We start from the raw sequence: 15,313 nt of genomic DNA, 5'->3' as shown, positions 1-15,313 counted from the left end.
TCGCGGCGGATGTTCTCCCACCCACCCGATTGCCCCGCATCCAGGGCGACATATTGGGGCGAACGGGACACTCGGGGCATGACTGTCTCGCGTACCCGTAACGCCACCGCCGCCGCTGTCGTCGCCGGGCTCCTCATGAGTGGTTGCTCGAGCTCCGGATCCGGGAACTCCGGTGAGTCCACCACTCAGGCCGCGCCCATGGCTGCGAACGATCTGCAGGGCGACTACCAGCAGGTGATCAAGACCGTCCTGCCGTCGGTCGTCCAGATCGACGCCTCCGACAGCCTCGGCTCCGGCGTCGTCTACGACGACAAGGGCCATGTCGTCACCAACGCCCATGTCGTGGGCAAGGAACGGACCTTCAAGGTCACGACGGCCACCGGCGAGCAGGAGCTCACCGCGAAGCTCGTCAGCTCCTACCCCGAGCAGGATCTCGCCGTGATCAAGCTCGACAACCCCCCGAGCGGGCTCAAGGCCGCGAAGTTCGGGGACTCCACGAAGGCCGGGGTCGGGCAGATCGTGCTCGCCATGGGTTCGCCGCTCGGCCTGTCGTCCAGCGTCACGCAGGGCATCGTCTCCGCCACCGGCAGGACCGTCAGCGAGGGCCGCTCGGAGGGCTCCACCGGCGCCACCATCGCGAACATGGTCCAGACGTCCGCCGCGATCAACCCGGGCAACAGCGGCGGCGCCCTGGTCAACCTCGACAGCGAGGTCATCGGCATTCCTACGCTCGCCGCCACCGACCCGGACATGGGCGGCAGCGCGGCGCCCGGCATCGGGTTCGCGATCCCCTCCTCGATGGTGAAGACGGTCGCCGATCAGATCATCAAGGACGGCAAGGTCACCGACTCGGGCCGGGCCGCTCTCGGCATCACGGGGCGCACGGTCCTCGGGGACGACTACAAGCCCGCGGGTGTCGCCGTCGTCGAGGCGCAGAAGGGCGGCGGCGCGGCCAAGGCGGGCATCGAGGCCGGCGACATCATCACCAAGCTGGGGGATACGGAGATCACCACCATCACCTCGCTCTCCGAGACGCTCGCCGGGGAGAAGCCGGGCGACAAGGCGAAGGTGACGTACACACGAGGCGGCGCCGACAGGACCACGGATCTCACGCTGGGCGAAATGTAGGCACGGCGCGACGATCACGAGGATCACGAGGCAAGAGGGGGTGGCCGCGGATGCGGCCACCCCCTCTCGCTCAGGCGTCGTTCACCCCTGCGCCGCGTCCTGCGGGTGCAGGCTCATCGGCCCATAGATCTTGTTCGTGTCCTCGAAGAGCGACACCTGGTCGGCGCCGCCGTCAGCGAGCTCTTTCCAGTACTCGCCGACCCAGGACTCCGCGTCCCCTTGAGTCGTGAACTCTTCAGGCGTCAGAGCGGGCTGGACCTCCGTCCCGTCCGCCTTCTCGAACCGCCACGTCCATGCCGCCATGCCAGCCTCCCGATGGTCCGACAGCTGTGTGAAGCCGCTTGAAGCGTAGCCGGGCGAGCGGCGCTCGCGGTGACGCGGGAGGATCTTCTCGTGGAACTGACTCTGCTCGGCACCGGCTCTCCCGAAGGCCTGCCCCGCCCCGACTGCCCCTGCGCGGCCTGCGCCACCGCGCTCGGCGGCGCCGCGCGCGCCGCGACCGCGCTCCTGGTGGACGGCGTCCTGCTGCTCGACCTCACCCCTGGCGCCGCCTTCGCGGCCGCCCGTTCGGGGCACTCGCTCGGCGGCGTTCGCCAGGTTCTGCTCTCCCATCCGCACGACGGCCCCTCGGTGGAGGTACCGGCAGGTCTTCCGCAGCCGGGCCGGGTGCCGGACGGGCGGGAGCTGGCGCTGCTCACCGGGCACCGGGTGCGCGCGGTGGCGATGGACCATCCGGGCACGGGGTACGAGGTGGTGGGCACCGACGGGGAGCGGCTGCTGTATCTGCCGCCCGGCGGTGCGCCCGCCGGGATGCCGGACGAGCATCCTGTCTACGAGATGGTCGTCGCCGATGTCATCGGGCGCCCCGACGGGCTCGCCCGGCTGCGGGCGGCCGGTGCGATCGGGCCGACCACGGACATCATCGCCGTCCATCTGGGCCATGAGGTGCCACCGGGCGCGGAGCTGACCCGCAGGCTGGCGGCAGCCGGTGCGCGGGCCGTGCCGGACGGTACGACGCTGGCGGTCGGCGCCTACGAGGACGTACCGGACGTACCGCGCCGCACCCTCGTCCTGGGCGGCGCCAGATCAGGGAAGTCGGTGGAGGCCGAGCGGCGTCTCGAAGCCTTCCCCGAGGTCCTCTACGTGGCCACCGGCGGGACCAGGAACGGCGACTCGGAGTGGGCGGACCGGGTGAGCGCCCACCGTGAACGGCGGCCCGGGTCGTGGGGCACCACCGAGACCTGTGACCTCGTGCCGCTGCTCGCCGAGAGCGGCCCTCCCCTGCTCATCGACTGCCTGTCGCTGTGGCTGACGTACGCCATGGACGAGGTGAACGCGTGGGACGACGCCGAATGGGCGGGCGGTGGCGAGCGGGCGCTGCGCAAGCGGGTCACCGAGCTCACGGACGCGGTGCGCGGGAGCCGGCGCACGGTCGTCGCCGTGTCGAACGAGGTCGGTTCGGGCATCGTCCCCGCGACCGCGTCGGGCCGCCGCTACCGCGATGAACTGGGCCGTCTCAACGTGGCGTTCGCGGCGGAGTGCGAGCACGTGCTGATGGTCGTGGCGGGCCAGGCGCTCACCCTGCGGGACTGAAGCGCACCGACCTGGACCGACCTGGACCGATCCGGACCGATCCGGACCGACCCGCGCCGACCCGGGCCTCACGCGTCGGGGTTCCTGCGGGCGATGACCCGGTAGGCGTTGGAGAACCGGGTTCGGCTGACCAAGGGGGCGAGGAGCCGGTCGGCCAGGGCCGCGGCGGCCAGGAGCGGGGCCGCGACGCGGGCCGCGGCACGGACGCGGCCGAGTGCGATGGCCAGCCCGGCACTCAGGTCGAACGGGATGTGCGACTCACGCCGGTCGGTGGCCACGACGGTGTAGCCGAGGTTCTCCAACTCGCGGCGGAGAAAGGCGAGCGGGATGCGGTGGTGGGGCTCGGTCCGCAGCCACCCCGTGTCGAGGACTCTGGCGTACCGGCTCCCAGGGACGGGGACCTCGATCATCAGATGGCCGCCGGGCCGCAACACCGTGCGGGCGGCGATGAGTTCGATGCGCGGGTCGGCGCTGCGCTCCAGGTAGTGGAACATGCTCAGCGCGTCGTAGCGCCCCGCGAGCTTCGGCGCCAGGTCGGCGAGCAGCCCGCGGTGGGCCTCCTCCACACGGCCTGTCCTGCGGCCCTCCTCCACGCGCTCGGTGATGTCGAGGCCGTCGAAGGCGGTGTACGGGTGCACTTCTTGAGCGACGGCGGGGAAGTGCCCGTGCCCGGTCTCGATGTCCAGCCAGCTCTCGGCCTCGATGAAGCGCCCCATCGCCCTGGCCCGCGCCCGGTGACGGCGGGCGGCCCGCGGGACGGTGAGGATCTTCTCGGCCTGGGCGGCGGCGGCCTTGGCGGCGTCCATGGACGTGACGTCTCCTCACATCGCACGTAAAGGATCATCACGGTACGTAAAGGACCATCGGCACCGGCGCAACGACACCGTGGAGGTGGCCCGGATGCCCGCTGCCGGGCCGTCCGACCCGGGCCCGGGCCCTGCCGGTACTGTTCGGCGAATGAGCTCGCTGAATCTCGACGACTTCACCGACCTGATCGAGCGGCCCGACGGCGGGATCCGCCGCGACGCCGAGGAGCGCAGGGAGCGGCAGAGCGTGCCGCCCGGGGCGCTCGGCCGTCTGGACGACCTTGGCGAGTGGCTTTCCGCCGCCCAGTCCTCGGTGCCGGTCAAGCCGATCGAGCGGCCACGCGTGATCCTCTTCGCGGGCGACCACGGGGTCGCGGAGCTCGATGTGTCCGCTCGGCCCGCGGGCGGCGCGGCCGAGCTCGTGCGTGCCGTGCTCTCCGGCGAGAGCCCCGTCGCCGTTCTCGCGCGCCGCCTCGATGTGCCCGTCCGGGTCGTCGACGTGGCCCTGGACTGCGATCCGGCCGAGCTTCCCGCGCAGGTGACGGGGCATCGGGTGCGGCGCGGCTCGGGGCGCACCGACATCGAGGACGCGCTGACGGCCGAGGAGGCCGAGGCCGCGGTGCGGGCCGGGATGGCCGTCGCGGACGAGGAGGCCGACTCCGGCACCGACCTGGTCGTGCTCGGCGATGTGAGCGTCGGCGGAACGACACCCGCGGCGACGCTGATCGCCGCGCTGTGCGGGACCGACGCGTCCGTGGTGACCGGGCGCGGCGGCGCGCCGATCGACGACCTGGCGTGGATGCGCAAGTGCGCGGCCGTCCGGGACTCGCTGCGGCGGGCGCGGCCGGTACTCGGCGATCAGCTCGAACTGCTCGCCACCGTGGGCGGTGCGGACATCGCCGCCATGACCGGATTCCTGCTGCAGAGCGCCGTGCGCCGTACGCCGGTCATCCTGGACGGCGTCGTCGCGTCGGCGGCGGCGCTCGTGGCCCAGCGGGTCGCTTTCCGGGCGCCGGACTGGTGGCTCGCGGGGCACAGCAGCGGGGAGCCCGCGCAGGCCAAGGCCCTCGACCGGATGGCGCTCGACCCCGTGCTGGAGCAGGGCGTGCAGGTGGGTGAGGGCCTGGGGGCGCTCCTCGCGCTGCCGCTTGTGCGGGCCGCCGCCGCGCTCTTCGCCGAACTGCCCGAGCGGGAGGCCGAGCCGGAGGCGGAGGCCGACGCCGAGCCGCATCCGGAGGCGGACACCGAAGCGGAGTAGGCGGCGCGGTCGCACACAGCCGAGGACGGCCCGGCATGGACCGACATGGCCCATATGATCCCTTTTCATGGGAGATGAGCAAACCGCTGCTGCCGGGCGCCATCAGCGTCTCGCCGCGGCCTTCAGTGTCTGGTACCTACGCGCCGTCACCTTCATCAACTTTCTGAGCGCGGTCTGGGTCTCCCTGGGGCAGGATCTGCGGCGGCACAACACCGAGAACTACTTCACGCCGTACATGCTCACCGCGGGCTTCGCCTCCGGTGCGTTCACCATGTTCCTGGCGATCACGATGCGCCGCCGCAAACGCGCTGCCTGGATTCTCAACCTCGTACTCAGCGGGCTCTTTATACTTCTCTTCGCGTTCGCGATGGTCTTCCCGGAGATCCGCCGGTACCCGCAGAACTGGATCTCCCTCGCCCTGACCGCCGCCTTCGTCGCCTCGCTGATCGTCGGGCGGCGGGAGTTCTACGCCAAGGGCGACCGCTCCAACCCCAAGCTCGCCGCGGCCGTCGCGGTCGGCGGTCTCCTGGTGACCTCGCTGATCGCCGCGCTCCTGGTGGCCGTCACCAACCGCGCGCACGACGAATACCGTTCGACCTTCCTCGACCGCTGGCGCTACGGCACGATGCGCCTCATCTCGCTGGCCGCCGACGACACCCGGTTCGAGGGCATCACCACGCCCGGCTGGGTCAACGTCACCATCAACGTGCTCAGCACGCTCCTCCTCCTTGCCGTCCTGTACGCCGCGTTCCGCTCGCGCAAGGCCGTCGACCCGCTCACCGAGGACGACGAGCACAAGCTGCACGAACTGCTCGACAAGTACGGCGAGCGCGACTCGCTCGGCTACTTCGCGCTGCGCCGCGAGAAGAGCGTCGTGTGGTCGCCCAGCGGCAAGGCGGCGGTCGCCTACCGGGTGATCGGGGGCGTCTCGCTGGCCTCGGGCGACCCCATCGGGGATCCGGAGGCCTGGCCCGGCGCCATCGAACCCTGGCTCGCCGACGCCCGCGAGCACGGCTGGCTCCCCGCCGTGATGGGCGCGAGCGAGGAGGCGGGGACGATCTACGCCCGGCACGGCCTCGACGCGCTCGAACTGGGCGACGAAGCCATCGTCGAGACGGCCGAGTTCACGCTCCAGGGACGGGCCATGCGGACGGTCCGCCAGGCCTACAACCGGGTCCAGCGGGCCGGTTACGAGGTGCGGATCCGCCGCCACGAGGACATCCCGGCCGACGAGATGGCGTACCTGCTCCAGCGGGCCGACGACTGGCGTGACGGGGCCACCGAGCGGGGCTTCTCCATGGCGCTCGGCCGGCTCGGCGACCCGGGTGACGGGCGGTGCGTGATGCTCGAATGCACCGATGGCGACGGCGTGTTGAGAGCGGTGCTCTCCTTCGTGCCCTGGGGGCCGAACGGGCTCTCGCTCGACCTGATGCGGCGCGATCGCGACTCCGAGAACGGCCTGATGGAGTTCATGGTCATCGAGCTGCTCCAGCGCGCCGCCGAGATCAAGATCACTCAGGTCTCGCTGAACTTCGCGATGTTCAGGTCGGTCTTCGAACGTGGCTCCCGGCTCGGCGCGGGCCCGGTCCTGCGGCTGTGGCGCTCGCTGCTCACCTTCTTCTCGCGGTGGTGGCAGATCGAGTCGCTGTACCGCGCCAACGCGAAGTACCGCCCGATCTGGGAGCCCCGCTTCCTTCTCTTCGAGAAGAGCGGCGACCTGCCGCGCATCGGCATCGCGTCGGCCCGCGCGGAGGGCTTCCTCGAAGCGCCGGGCCTGCCAGGGGGGTCCCTCCCTGTTCGAGCGAAGCCGAGAACTTGGGGGCGGCTGTACCGCAAGCACCTGGAGTCCCGACGATGAGCACCCTGGTCCCGGTCCGCCTCGCCCGGCTTGCCCGGCGCGAGTGGGGGCCGCTGTACGCCACCGTGCGCCGCGGCATCGCGCGGCGGCGCCGGTGGGCGGCGCCCATGACGCTGGCCGCGGTCTGTCTCACCGCCCTCCTCCAGTTCGTCCAGAACCAGTCCTGGGGCTACCAGTTCGTGCAGAACATCGGCTCCGTACGGGCCGAGGAGCCGCTCTGGCTCGCCCTGCTCCGCACCCCGCTCTCGCTCTTCGTGCCCGCGCTCGACCTGCCCGTGTGGGGCGCGCTCGCGCAGATCCTGCTGGTGTTCGGCGTCGCGGAGATCTGTATCGGCTGGTGGCGCACGCTCGTCATCGCCTACCTGGCCACCCTGGCGGGCACGCTCTACGCGCGGGTGGGCATCGCGTGGGGGCCGGACAACCCGCTGGGGCTCCCCGCGTCCGACGCGCAGGTCGTCGACACCGGTCCCTCCGCCGCGGTGGTAGGGCTCGCGGTCTACGTGTGCTGGCGCTACCGGGCCTGGTTCACGGCGGCGTTCGTGACCGCCCTGATGGTCGTCGAGGTGTTCGTCAAGGAGAACCTCGCGGGCAAGGAGCATCTGGCGGCGATCGCCGCGGTCCTCGTGCTGTGCGCCTGCTCGGCGGTGCGTCAGCGGCGCGGGCGCGCGAGTTCCGGGTCCGGTTTGCCGCCGATCCAGTCCTGAATCCTGCGGCGCGGGCCCGCCCAGCGCCGGTCGTGGTGGAAGGCGCGCAGGCCCGATCGGGCGCGGGCGCGGGGCCTGTTGCGGTAGAAGCGCCTGGCCCATGCCGATCCCGGGCGGGCCAGGCGGATCGCGCCCACCAACGCGACCAGCGGGATCACGACGCCGATCAGGGCTGTGCGCAGCTTGCCCTTGGCCAGGGCGATCAGGGCGAAGCAGCAGTTGACGGCGACGTTCAGGGCGAAGCCCGCGCGGTTGCTCCGCTCCTCGGACGTCAGGTCGTCCACCCCGAACGGGGTGAAGCCGGTGAGCACGAGCACCACCAGGGCCGCCGTCAGCATCACGACCTCGACGCTCTTGCGGCCCCGCTCGCTCCAGTAGACGTCGTCGAGGTAGAGGATCAGCGCGAACTCGTCGAGTACGAGACCGGCGCCCAAGCCGAAGAAGACCGCGGCGAACATCGCGGCGAGGCTGTGCCTGCCGGCCGCGACCGCCCAGAATCCGCCGACGAGCATGAGGAAGATGCCAGGTACGACGTGGTGGATGTGCACGTCTCCCGAACTGATGTTCCGGAAGGGGCCCTTGCCCGCGCGGATGAGGCGCGTGATGGTCCGGGTGACGAGGAAGGACCCCACGAAGGAGAGCAGGGCCAGGAGGAGCGGCAGCTTCCCCGGCTCCGTGATGTTCCGGTACCACCAGTCGGCCATGGGGCCATCCTGGGCCGGGGGCCGCTTGTCGCACTTCGCGGCGGATCTCTCCCTCCCACCACTCACCCGAGACTCACCCGAGCGCCCCAGGTAATCTTCCGCGGTGCCCCGAACCTCCCCCGCCGCCGGACTCCGCTTCACCTTCGGCACGCTCACCGCGCTCCCGGTCCGCGTCACCGAGTGGGACCGCGACGCGGCCCGCGCCGGGATGCTCTGCGCCCCCCTGGCGGGGCTGGTGGTCGGCCTGTGCGCGGCCGGGCTCGGCGGCCTGCTCATGGCGCTCGGCTCGGGACCTCTGCTCGCCGCGGTGGCGAGCGCCGCCGTCCCCGCCGTGCTCACGCGCGGCCTCCACCTGGACGGCCTCGCCGACACCGCCGACGGCCTGGGCAGCGCCAAACCCGCCGACCAGGCGCTGAGCATCATGAAGCAGTCCGACGTCGGCCCCTTCGGCGTCATCACACTGCTCTTCACCCTGCTCGCCCAAGTGGCCGTCCTCTTCCAGCTGTACGAAGCCTCATGGACCCGGGGTGCGCTCGCCGCGGTCGTCTCGGCGGCCGTCGCCCGCCTCGCCCTCACCCTGGCCGCCCGCGAGGGCATCCCCCCGGCCCGCCCGGAGGGACTCGGGGCCGCGGTGGCCGGGACCGTCCCCCGGGGCTCCGCCCTGCTCGCGGGGGCACTCGTCACCGTGGTGGCGGCGATCGCCGCCGCGCCCTTGGGGACGTACGAGATCGTGCGGTACGCGGCTGCCGTGGTCCTCGCGCTCTGCGCCGCCGAACTCCTCCTGAGGCACTGCGTCCGCCGCTTCGGAGGCATCACCGGCGACGTCTTCGGCGCGCTCGCCGAGACCGCCGCCACGGCGGCGCTGGTGACCCTGGCCCTCGGCTGACTGCCGAAACATAAAAGCGCAGCCTCGAACGGATGAATCTCCACCAGCACAATCGAATGGGCGCGACGCGCGTAGGCTCATGTTCGGCGCTTTTCCGGCCCGTTCTAGGCTGGCGTCGGGCCGGGTCGACCCACCCATCGGCCGAAGAACTCAACGGAAGCGAGAATTCACCACCGTGACTGCTCTGACTCTCAGCACCGCCGCCGCGTCCGGCTTGCGCGGCGACGCGATCGTCGTCGGCGTCGCCAAGGGCGCCAAGGGCCCGGTTGTCGCGCCCGGCGCCGAAGCCGTGGAAAAGGCGTACGACGGCAAGCTCGCGTCCGTCCTGGAGACCCTCGGCGCCACGGGCGGCGAGGGCGAGGTGACCAAGCTCCCCGCGCCTTCCGGCTTCAAGGCGCCGGTCGTCGTCGCGGTCGGTCTCGGCCCGGTGCCGGAGAAGGACGAGACGTACGGCACTGACGCCCTGCGCCGCGCCGCCGGTACCGCCGCGCGCGCCCTGTCCGGCTCGAAGAAGGCCGCGTTCGCGCTGCCCGCCGAGGACGCCGATGACACCGGCGCGATCGCCGAGGGCGCGCTGCTCGGCGCGTACTCGTTCGACGCGTACAAGGAGAATGGTTCCGCCAAGGGCAAGGACGGCAAGAGCGGCAAGGACGCCAAGGGTCCGCTCGCCGAGATCGCCCTGCTCGGCGGCAAGCCCCGCGACAAGGCGTACAAGGCCGCCGTCGAGCGCGCCATCGCCGTGTCCGAGGAGCTGAACCGCGCCCGCGACCTCATCAACACCCCGCCGAACGACCTGAACCCCGAGGCCTTCGCCGCGGTCGCCTCCGCGGCCGCCAAGGAGCACGGCATCAAGGTGCAGGTCCTGGACGAGAAGGCGCTCGCCAAGGGCGGCTTCGGCGGCATCCTCGGCGTCGGCGTCGGCTCGGAGGCCCCGCCGCGCCTGGTCAAGCTCTCGTACACGTCGTCCAAGGCGAAGAAGCACCTCGCCTTCATCGGCAAGGGCATCACGTACGACTCGGGCGGCATCTCGCTGAAGCCCGCGGGCCACAACGAGACGATGAAGTGCGACATGGCCGGTGCCGCGGCCGTCTTCGCCGCCGTCGTCTCCGCCGCGCGCCTGGGCCTCGACGTCAACGTCACCGGCTGGCTGGCGCTGGCCGAGAACATGCCGTCGGGCTCGGCGACCCGTCCGGGCGACGTCCTGCGCATGTACAGCGGCAAGACCGTCGAGGTGCTCAACACGGACGCCGAGGGCCGCCTGGTCCTGGCCGACGCGATCGCCAAGGCCTCCGAGGACAAGCCCGACGCGATCGTCGACGTGGCCACGCTGACCGGCGCCATGATGATGGCCCTCGGCAGCCGCACCTTCGGCATCATGGCCAACGACGACGCGTTCCGCGCCGCGATCCACGACGCCTCGGAGGAGGCGGGCGAGCCCTCCTGGCCGATGCCGCTGCCCGAGCACCTGAAGAAGGGCATGGACTCCCCCACCGCCGACATCGCCAACATGGGCGAGCGCATGGGCGGCGGTCTGGTGGCCGGTCTCTTCCTGAAGGAGTTCGTCGGCGAGGGCATCACCTGGGCGCACCTGGACATCGCGGGCCCGGCCTTCAACGAGGGCGGCCCGTTCGGCTACACGCCCAAGGGCGGCACCGGCACCGCGGTCCGCACCCTGGTCCGCCTCGCGGAGCGCACGGCCGCGGGCGACCTCGGCTGACAGCAGGCCTCGGCCTACCAGGCATCGGCTGACCAGGCCTCGGCCGACCAGCTGATCCGTCGTACGCGGGTCAGGGCCCGGACACCCAGATGTCCGGGCCCTGACCGATTTCGCCCTGGACGAAATCCGTCCGTCCGTATGCCTGAGTAAAGCCTGAGTAACGCCCGGACGTGGCGAATCAGACGTCTCACAGCCCGGCCCGCCGTCCCACCTCTCGCCGACAAGTGCGAAGATGGGTTCTCGGCAGGACAGGGCCCCCACCACAGGGCCGAAACAAGAGCGGCCGAATACCAGCCGACCGACCGGTCGACCCCCGGGAAGAGCGGTCCGGCGTACGGCGCACATGCATGGAGGACGTGACGTGGCGAACGACGCCAGCACCGTTTTCGACCTAGTGATTCTCGGCGGCGGTAGCGGCGGTTACGCCGCGGCACTGCGCGCGTCGCAGTTGGGCCTGGACGTCGCCCTGATCGAGAAGGGCAAGGTCGGCGGTACCTGCCTGCACAACGGCTGCATCCCCACGAAGGCGCTGCTGCACGCCGGCGAGATCGCCGACCAGGCACGCGAAGCCGACCAGTTCGGCGTGAAGGCCACCTTCGAGGGCATCGACATGGCGGCCGTCCACAAGTACAAGGACGACGTGATCTCCGGCCTCTACAAGGGCCTGCAGGGACTCATCGCCTCGCGCAAGGTGACGTACATCGAGGGCGAGGGCAAGCTCTCGTCCCCGACCTCCGTGGACGTGAACGGCCAGCGCGTCCAGGGCCGCCACGTGCTTCTCGCGACCGGCTCCGTGCCGAAGTCGCTGCCGGGCCTGGAGATCGACGGCAACCGCATCATCTCCTCGGACCACGCCCTGACCCTGGACCGCGTGCCGAAGTCCGCGATCATTCTGGGCGGCGGCGTCATCGGCGTCGAGTTCGCCTCGGCGTGGAAGTCCTTCGGGTCCGAGGTGACCGTCGTCGAGGGCCTCAAGCACCTCGTGCCGGTCGAGGACGAGAACTCCTCGAAGCTTCTTGAGCGCGCGTTCCGCAAGCGCGGCATCAAGTTCAACCTCGGCACCTTCTTCGAGAAGGCCGAGTACACGCAGGACGGCGTCCGCGTGACTCTCGCCGACGGCAAGACCTTCGACGCCGAGGTGCTGCTCGTCGCCATCGGCCGCGGCCCGGTCTCCTCGGGTCTCGGCTACGAGGAGCAGGGCGTCGCCATGGACCGCGGCTACGTCCTCGCCGACGAGTACATGCAGACCAACGTCCCGACCATCTCGGCCGTGGGCGACCTGGTGCCGACCCTCCAGCTCGCGCACGTCGGCTTCGCCGAGGGCATCCTGGTGGCGGAGCGCCTGGCCGGTCTCAAGACCGTCCCGATCGACTACGACGGCGTGCCGAAGGTGACGTACTGCCACCCCGAGGTCGCCTCCGTGGGCATCACCGAGGCCAAGGCCAAGGAGATCTACGGCGCGGACAAGGTCGTCGCCCTCAAGTACAGCCTGGCCGGCAACGGCAAGAGCAAGATCCTCAAGACCGCGGGCGAGATCAAGCTCGTCCAGGTCAAGGACGGTGCCGTGGTCGGCGTCCACATGGTCGGCGACCGCATGGGCGAGCAGGTCGGCGAAGCCCAGCTGATCTACAACTGGGAAGCGCTGCCGGCCGAGGTCGCCCAGCTCATCCACGCCCACCCGACGCAGAACGAGGCGATGGGCGAGGCTCACCTGGCCCTCGCAGGCAAGCCTCTCCACTCCCACGACTGACCCTTCAGTTATCGGGCGCGACGACCAGACTTCCGCAATTTCGTAAGGAGCAACTGAAACCATGGCGGTTTCCGTATCCCTTCCGGCGCTCGGCGAGAGCGTCACCGAGGGCACTGTCACCCGTTGGCTGAAGGCCGAGGGCGAGCGCGTCGAGGCCGACGAGCCGTTGCTCGAGGTCTCGACCGACAAGGTCGACACCGAGATCCCCTCTCCCGCCGCCGGCATCCTGGCCTCCATCAAGGTCGCCGAGGACGAGACCGTCGAGGTCGGCGCCGAGCTGGCCGTCATCGACGACGGCAGCGGCGCCCCCGCCGCCGAGGCCGCTCCGGCCGCCGAGCCCGCGCAGGAGGAGGCCCCGGCCCCCGCCGCCGAGGCCCCCGCTGCTCCGGCTCCCGCCGCCGAGGCCCCTGCCGCCGAGGCCCCTGCCGCTGAGGCAGCCCCGGCCGGTGGCGCGTCCGGCACCGACGTCACACTGCCCGCCCTGGGCGAGTCGGTCACCGAGGGCACCGTCACCCGTTGGCTGAAGGAGGTCGGCGAGGAGGTCGCGGAGGACGAGCCCCTGCTCGAGGTCTCCACGGACAAGGTCGACACCGAGATCCCCTCCCCGGCCGCGGGCGTGCTGCTCGAGATCGTCGTGGGCGAGGACGAGACCGCTGAGGTCGGCGCCAAGCTCGCCGTCATCGGCGCTCCCGGTGCCGCTCCGGCCGCTGCCGCTCCGGCTGCCCCCGCCGCTCCGGCCGAGGCTCCGGCGGCGCCCGCCGCTCCGGCTGCTCCGGCCGCCCCCGCGGCTCAGCCCGCCGCCCCGGCCGCGCCCGCCGCTGCCGCTCCGGCTCCGGCTCAGCCCGCCGCTCCGGCCGCTCCCGCTCCGGCCGCTCCGGCTCCGGCGGCGCCCGCCGCCCCGGCGGCCCCCGCGCAGGCCTCCCCGGCCGACGACGGTGCGTACGTCACGCCGCTGGTCCGCAAGCTGGCCAACGAGCACAGCGTGAGCCTGTCGGACGTCAAGGGCACCGGCGTCGGTGGCCGCATCCGCAAGCAGGACGTCATCGCCGCCGCCGAGGCCAAGAAGGCCGCGGCCCCGGCTCCGGCCGCCGCCGCTCCGGCCGCGTCGAAGGCCCCGGCCCTGGAGGTCTCTCCCCTCCGCGGCCAGACGGTCAAGATGACCCGCATGCGCAAGGTCATCGGCGACAACATGATGAAGGCGCTGCACTCGCAGGCCCAGCTGACCTCGGTCGTCGAGGTCGACATCACGAAGCTGATGAAGCTGCGCGCCAAGGCGAAGGACTCGTTCGCGGCTCGTGAGGGCGTCAAGCTCTCCCCGATGCCGTTCTTCGTCAAGGCCGCCGCCCAGGCGCTGAAGGCCCACCCGGTCGTCAACGCCCGGATCAACGACGACGAAGGCACCATCACGTACTTCGACTCGGAGAACATCGGCATCGCCGTTGACGCCGAGAAGGGTCTGATGACGCCGGTCATCAAGGGTGCGGGCGACCTGAACATCGCCGGTATCTCCAAGAAGACCGCCGAGCTGGCCGGCAAGGCCCGCGGCGGTGGCCTCACCCCGGACGACATGTCCGGCGCCACCTTCACGGTCTCCAACACCGGTTCGCGCGGTGCCCTGTTCGACACGGTCATCGTGCCGCCGAACCAGGCCGCCATCCTGGGCATCGGTGCCACGGTCAAGCGCCCGGTCGTCATCAACCACCCCGACCTCGGCGAGACCATCGCGGTGCGGGACATGACGTACCTCTCGCTCTCCTACGACCACCGTCTGGTGGACGGCGCGGACGCCGCCCGCTACCTGACCACGGTCAAGGCGATCCTGGAGGCGGGCGAGTTCGAGGTCGAGCTCGGCCTGTAGCTCTCCCGTAGTTCTTCGGCCCCAGGGCTGTAAGACTCGTCTCATCAGTGCGTACGCCCCCGTTCGGAGGTTTCCGAGCGGGGGCGTCGCCGTATTGTCTAGGGGTCACAACGCCCTGGGGGCACCGCCCCCGCCGGAGGAGCCCTCATGACCGCGCCCGTCGTTCACTCGCTGCGCGAACAGATCCGCGAGCACATCGTGGAGGGGATCGTCAGCGGGCGCTGGCAGCCGGGCGAGCGGATCGTGGAGCGGCGGATCGCCGTGGAGCTCGAGGTCTCACAGACTCCCGTACGCGAAGCCCTGCGGGAGCTCGAGACGCTGCGGCTCATCGAGTCGGCGCCCAACAAGGGCGTACGCGTGCGGAACTTGACCGCTGCGGACCTGGAGGAGAGCTACCCCGTCCGTGCGGGTCTCGAGGCGATCGCCGCCGAGCTGGCGGCGGAGAGCCTGGCCGTGGACTGCTCGGCCCTTGAGCCCCATGTCGCCGCCCTGTACGAGGCGGACCGGGCCGCCGACGGCACCTCCCAGGTGCGGCACACGGTCGGTTTCCACCGGGAGTTGGTGCGGGCCGCCGACAACTCCGTGCTCCTTCACACCTGGGAGGGCCTGGGCATCGAGGTCTTCACGGCGCTCTCGATCCGGTGGCTCGGGACGGTGCAGCAGTCGTACGCGGAGGAGCACGAGGCCCTCGTCTCGGCGTTCCGGCGCCGGGATCCCGCGATCGCCGAGCTGGTGAAGGCCCACGTGCTGGGCTGCGCGCCGCGCGCCTGACCTCTTCCACGGGGCTCGCGCTCATCCGTGCCCGCCCCGCTCATACGTGCTCTCACCTGCGAAGATCCCCGCATCGATCCTTCAAATCGAAGGCACCGCGTGCCCGATTTGTTGGCACCGGATGCCTACTTTCTGAATATGAAGGAATTTTCGACTTCAACCCTTTGATCGATCATCGATCACGGAGTTAGAGTCTCCGACGGGCTCTCACCCGAGCCTCACGCCCTGTCCTGCCAAAGACCTAGGGCAACCCCCACCCCTTACCGAACAGGGGACCCCC

13 protein-coding genes are annotated in these 15,313 nt (G+C 71.2%); 10 read left to right on the top strand and 3 right to left on the bottom strand.

What is annotated here, in order from left to right; all coding sequences use genetic code 11:
* Positions 1-78 precede the first annotated feature (78 nt).
* Positions 79-1,128 (top strand): S1C family serine protease, encoded by a 1,050-nt coding sequence (locus tag ACFVXC_RS27000; protein ID WP_389909772.1) that lies wholly within the window; start codon positions 79-81, stop codon positions 1,126-1,128.
* Positions 1,129-1,209: 81 nt separating this feature from the next.
* Here the strand turns inward: ACFVXC_RS27000 and ACFVXC_RS26995 are convergent, their stop codons facing one another.
* The gene (locus ACFVXC_RS26995; RefSeq protein ID WP_389909770.1) at positions 1,210-1,431 is read right to left on the bottom strand and encodes a hypothetical protein; all 222 of its coding nucleotides are present in this window, start codon (positions 1,429-1,431) and stop codon (positions 1,210-1,212) included.
* A gap of 90 nt (positions 1,432-1,521) precedes the next feature.
* Between ACFVXC_RS26995 and ACFVXC_RS26990 the strand changes: the two genes are divergently transcribed.
* The gene (locus ACFVXC_RS26990) at positions 1,522-2,721 is read left to right on the top strand and encodes a bifunctional adenosylcobinamide kinase/adenosylcobinamide-phosphate guanylyltransferase (RefSeq protein WP_389909767.1); all 1,200 of its coding nucleotides are present in this window, start codon (positions 1,522-1,524) and stop codon (positions 2,719-2,721) included.
* Between the two features lie 68 nt (positions 2,722-2,789).
* On the opposite strand, the gene ACFVXC_RS26985 is transcribed toward ACFVXC_RS26990, so the two are convergent.
* On the bottom strand, positions 2,790-3,527 hold the full coding sequence (locus ACFVXC_RS26985; RefSeq protein WP_389909764.1) for a class I SAM-dependent methyltransferase: 738 nt from the start codon (positions 3,525-3,527) through the stop codon (positions 2,790-2,792).
* 151 nt (positions 3,528-3,678) lie between these two features.
* Between ACFVXC_RS26985 and cobT the strand changes: the two genes are divergently transcribed.
* The 3 genes from cobT to ACFVXC_RS26970 all read left to right on the top strand — a co-directional run bounded on the left by cobT (position 3,679) and on the right by ACFVXC_RS26970 (position 7,347).
* Entirely contained in the window at positions 3,679-4,785 is a 1,107-nt protein-coding gene (gene cobT / locus ACFVXC_RS26980; protein WP_389909761.1) for a nicotinate-nucleotide--dimethylbenzimidazole phosphoribosyltransferase, read from the top strand.
* 67 nt (positions 4,786-4,852) lie between these two features.
* Complete coding sequence (locus ACFVXC_RS26975) at positions 4,853-6,643, top strand: phosphatidylglycerol lysyltransferase domain-containing protein (protein ID WP_389909758.1); 1,791 nt, start codon at positions 4,853-4,855, stop codon at positions 6,641-6,643.
* Positions 6,640-7,347, top strand: a complete 708-nt coding sequence (locus ACFVXC_RS26970) for a hypothetical protein (RefSeq protein ID WP_389909755.1) — start codon at positions 6,640-6,642, stop codon at positions 7,345-7,347. The genes ACFVXC_RS26975 and ACFVXC_RS26970 overlap by 4 nt, the downstream gene beginning before the upstream one ends.
* Here the strand turns inward: ACFVXC_RS26970 and ACFVXC_RS26965 are convergent.
* Positions 7,293-8,051 (bottom strand): hypothetical protein, encoded by a 759-nt coding sequence (locus tag ACFVXC_RS26965; protein ID WP_389909753.1) that lies wholly within the window; start codon positions 8,049-8,051, stop codon positions 7,293-7,295. The two genes, ACFVXC_RS26970 and ACFVXC_RS26965, sit on opposite strands and share 55 nt — an antisense overlap.
* A gap of 103 nt (positions 8,052-8,154) precedes the next feature.
* Here ACFVXC_RS26965 and ACFVXC_RS26960 point away from each other — a divergent pair, with 103 nt between their 5' ends.
* The 5 genes from ACFVXC_RS26960 to ACFVXC_RS26940 all read left to right on the top strand — a co-directional run bounded on the left by ACFVXC_RS26960 (position 8,155) and on the right by ACFVXC_RS26940 (position 15,033).
* Positions 8,155-8,937: an adenosylcobinamide-GDP ribazoletransferase gene (locus tag ACFVXC_RS26960; protein WP_389909750.1), complete on the top strand. Its 783-nt coding sequence runs from the start codon at positions 8,155-8,157 to the stop codon at positions 8,935-8,937.
* 175 nt (positions 8,938-9,112) lie between these two features.
* On the top strand, positions 9,113-10,654 hold the full coding sequence (locus tag ACFVXC_RS26955) for a leucyl aminopeptidase (protein ID WP_389909747.1): 1,542 nt from the start codon (positions 9,113-9,115) through the stop codon (positions 10,652-10,654).
* A 361-nt stretch (positions 10,655-11,015) separates the two neighbouring features.
* A complete protein-coding gene (lpdA, locus tag ACFVXC_RS26950; protein ID WP_389909745.1) occupies positions 11,016-12,404 on the top strand; it encodes a dihydrolipoyl dehydrogenase in 1,389 nt (462 codons plus the stop codon).
* Between the two features lie 61 nt (positions 12,405-12,465).
* Entirely contained in the window at positions 12,466-14,262 is a 1,797-nt protein-coding gene (sucB, locus tag ACFVXC_RS26945; RefSeq protein WP_389909742.1) for a 2-oxoglutarate dehydrogenase, E2 component, dihydrolipoamide succinyltransferase, read from the top strand.
* 147 nt (positions 14,263-14,409) lie between these two features.
* A complete protein-coding gene (locus ACFVXC_RS26940) occupies positions 14,410-15,033 on the top strand; it encodes a GntR family transcriptional regulator (RefSeq protein WP_389909739.1) in 624 nt (207 codons plus the stop codon).
* Positions 15,034-15,313 lie beyond the last annotated feature (280 nt).

The sequence above is a fragment of the Streptomyces sp. NPDC058257 genome, assembly GCF_042881845.1.
GTDB lineage: Bacteria > Actinomycetota > Actinomycetes > Streptomycetales > Streptomycetaceae > Streptomyces.
This window is presented reverse-complemented; position numbering and strand designations above follow the sequence as displayed.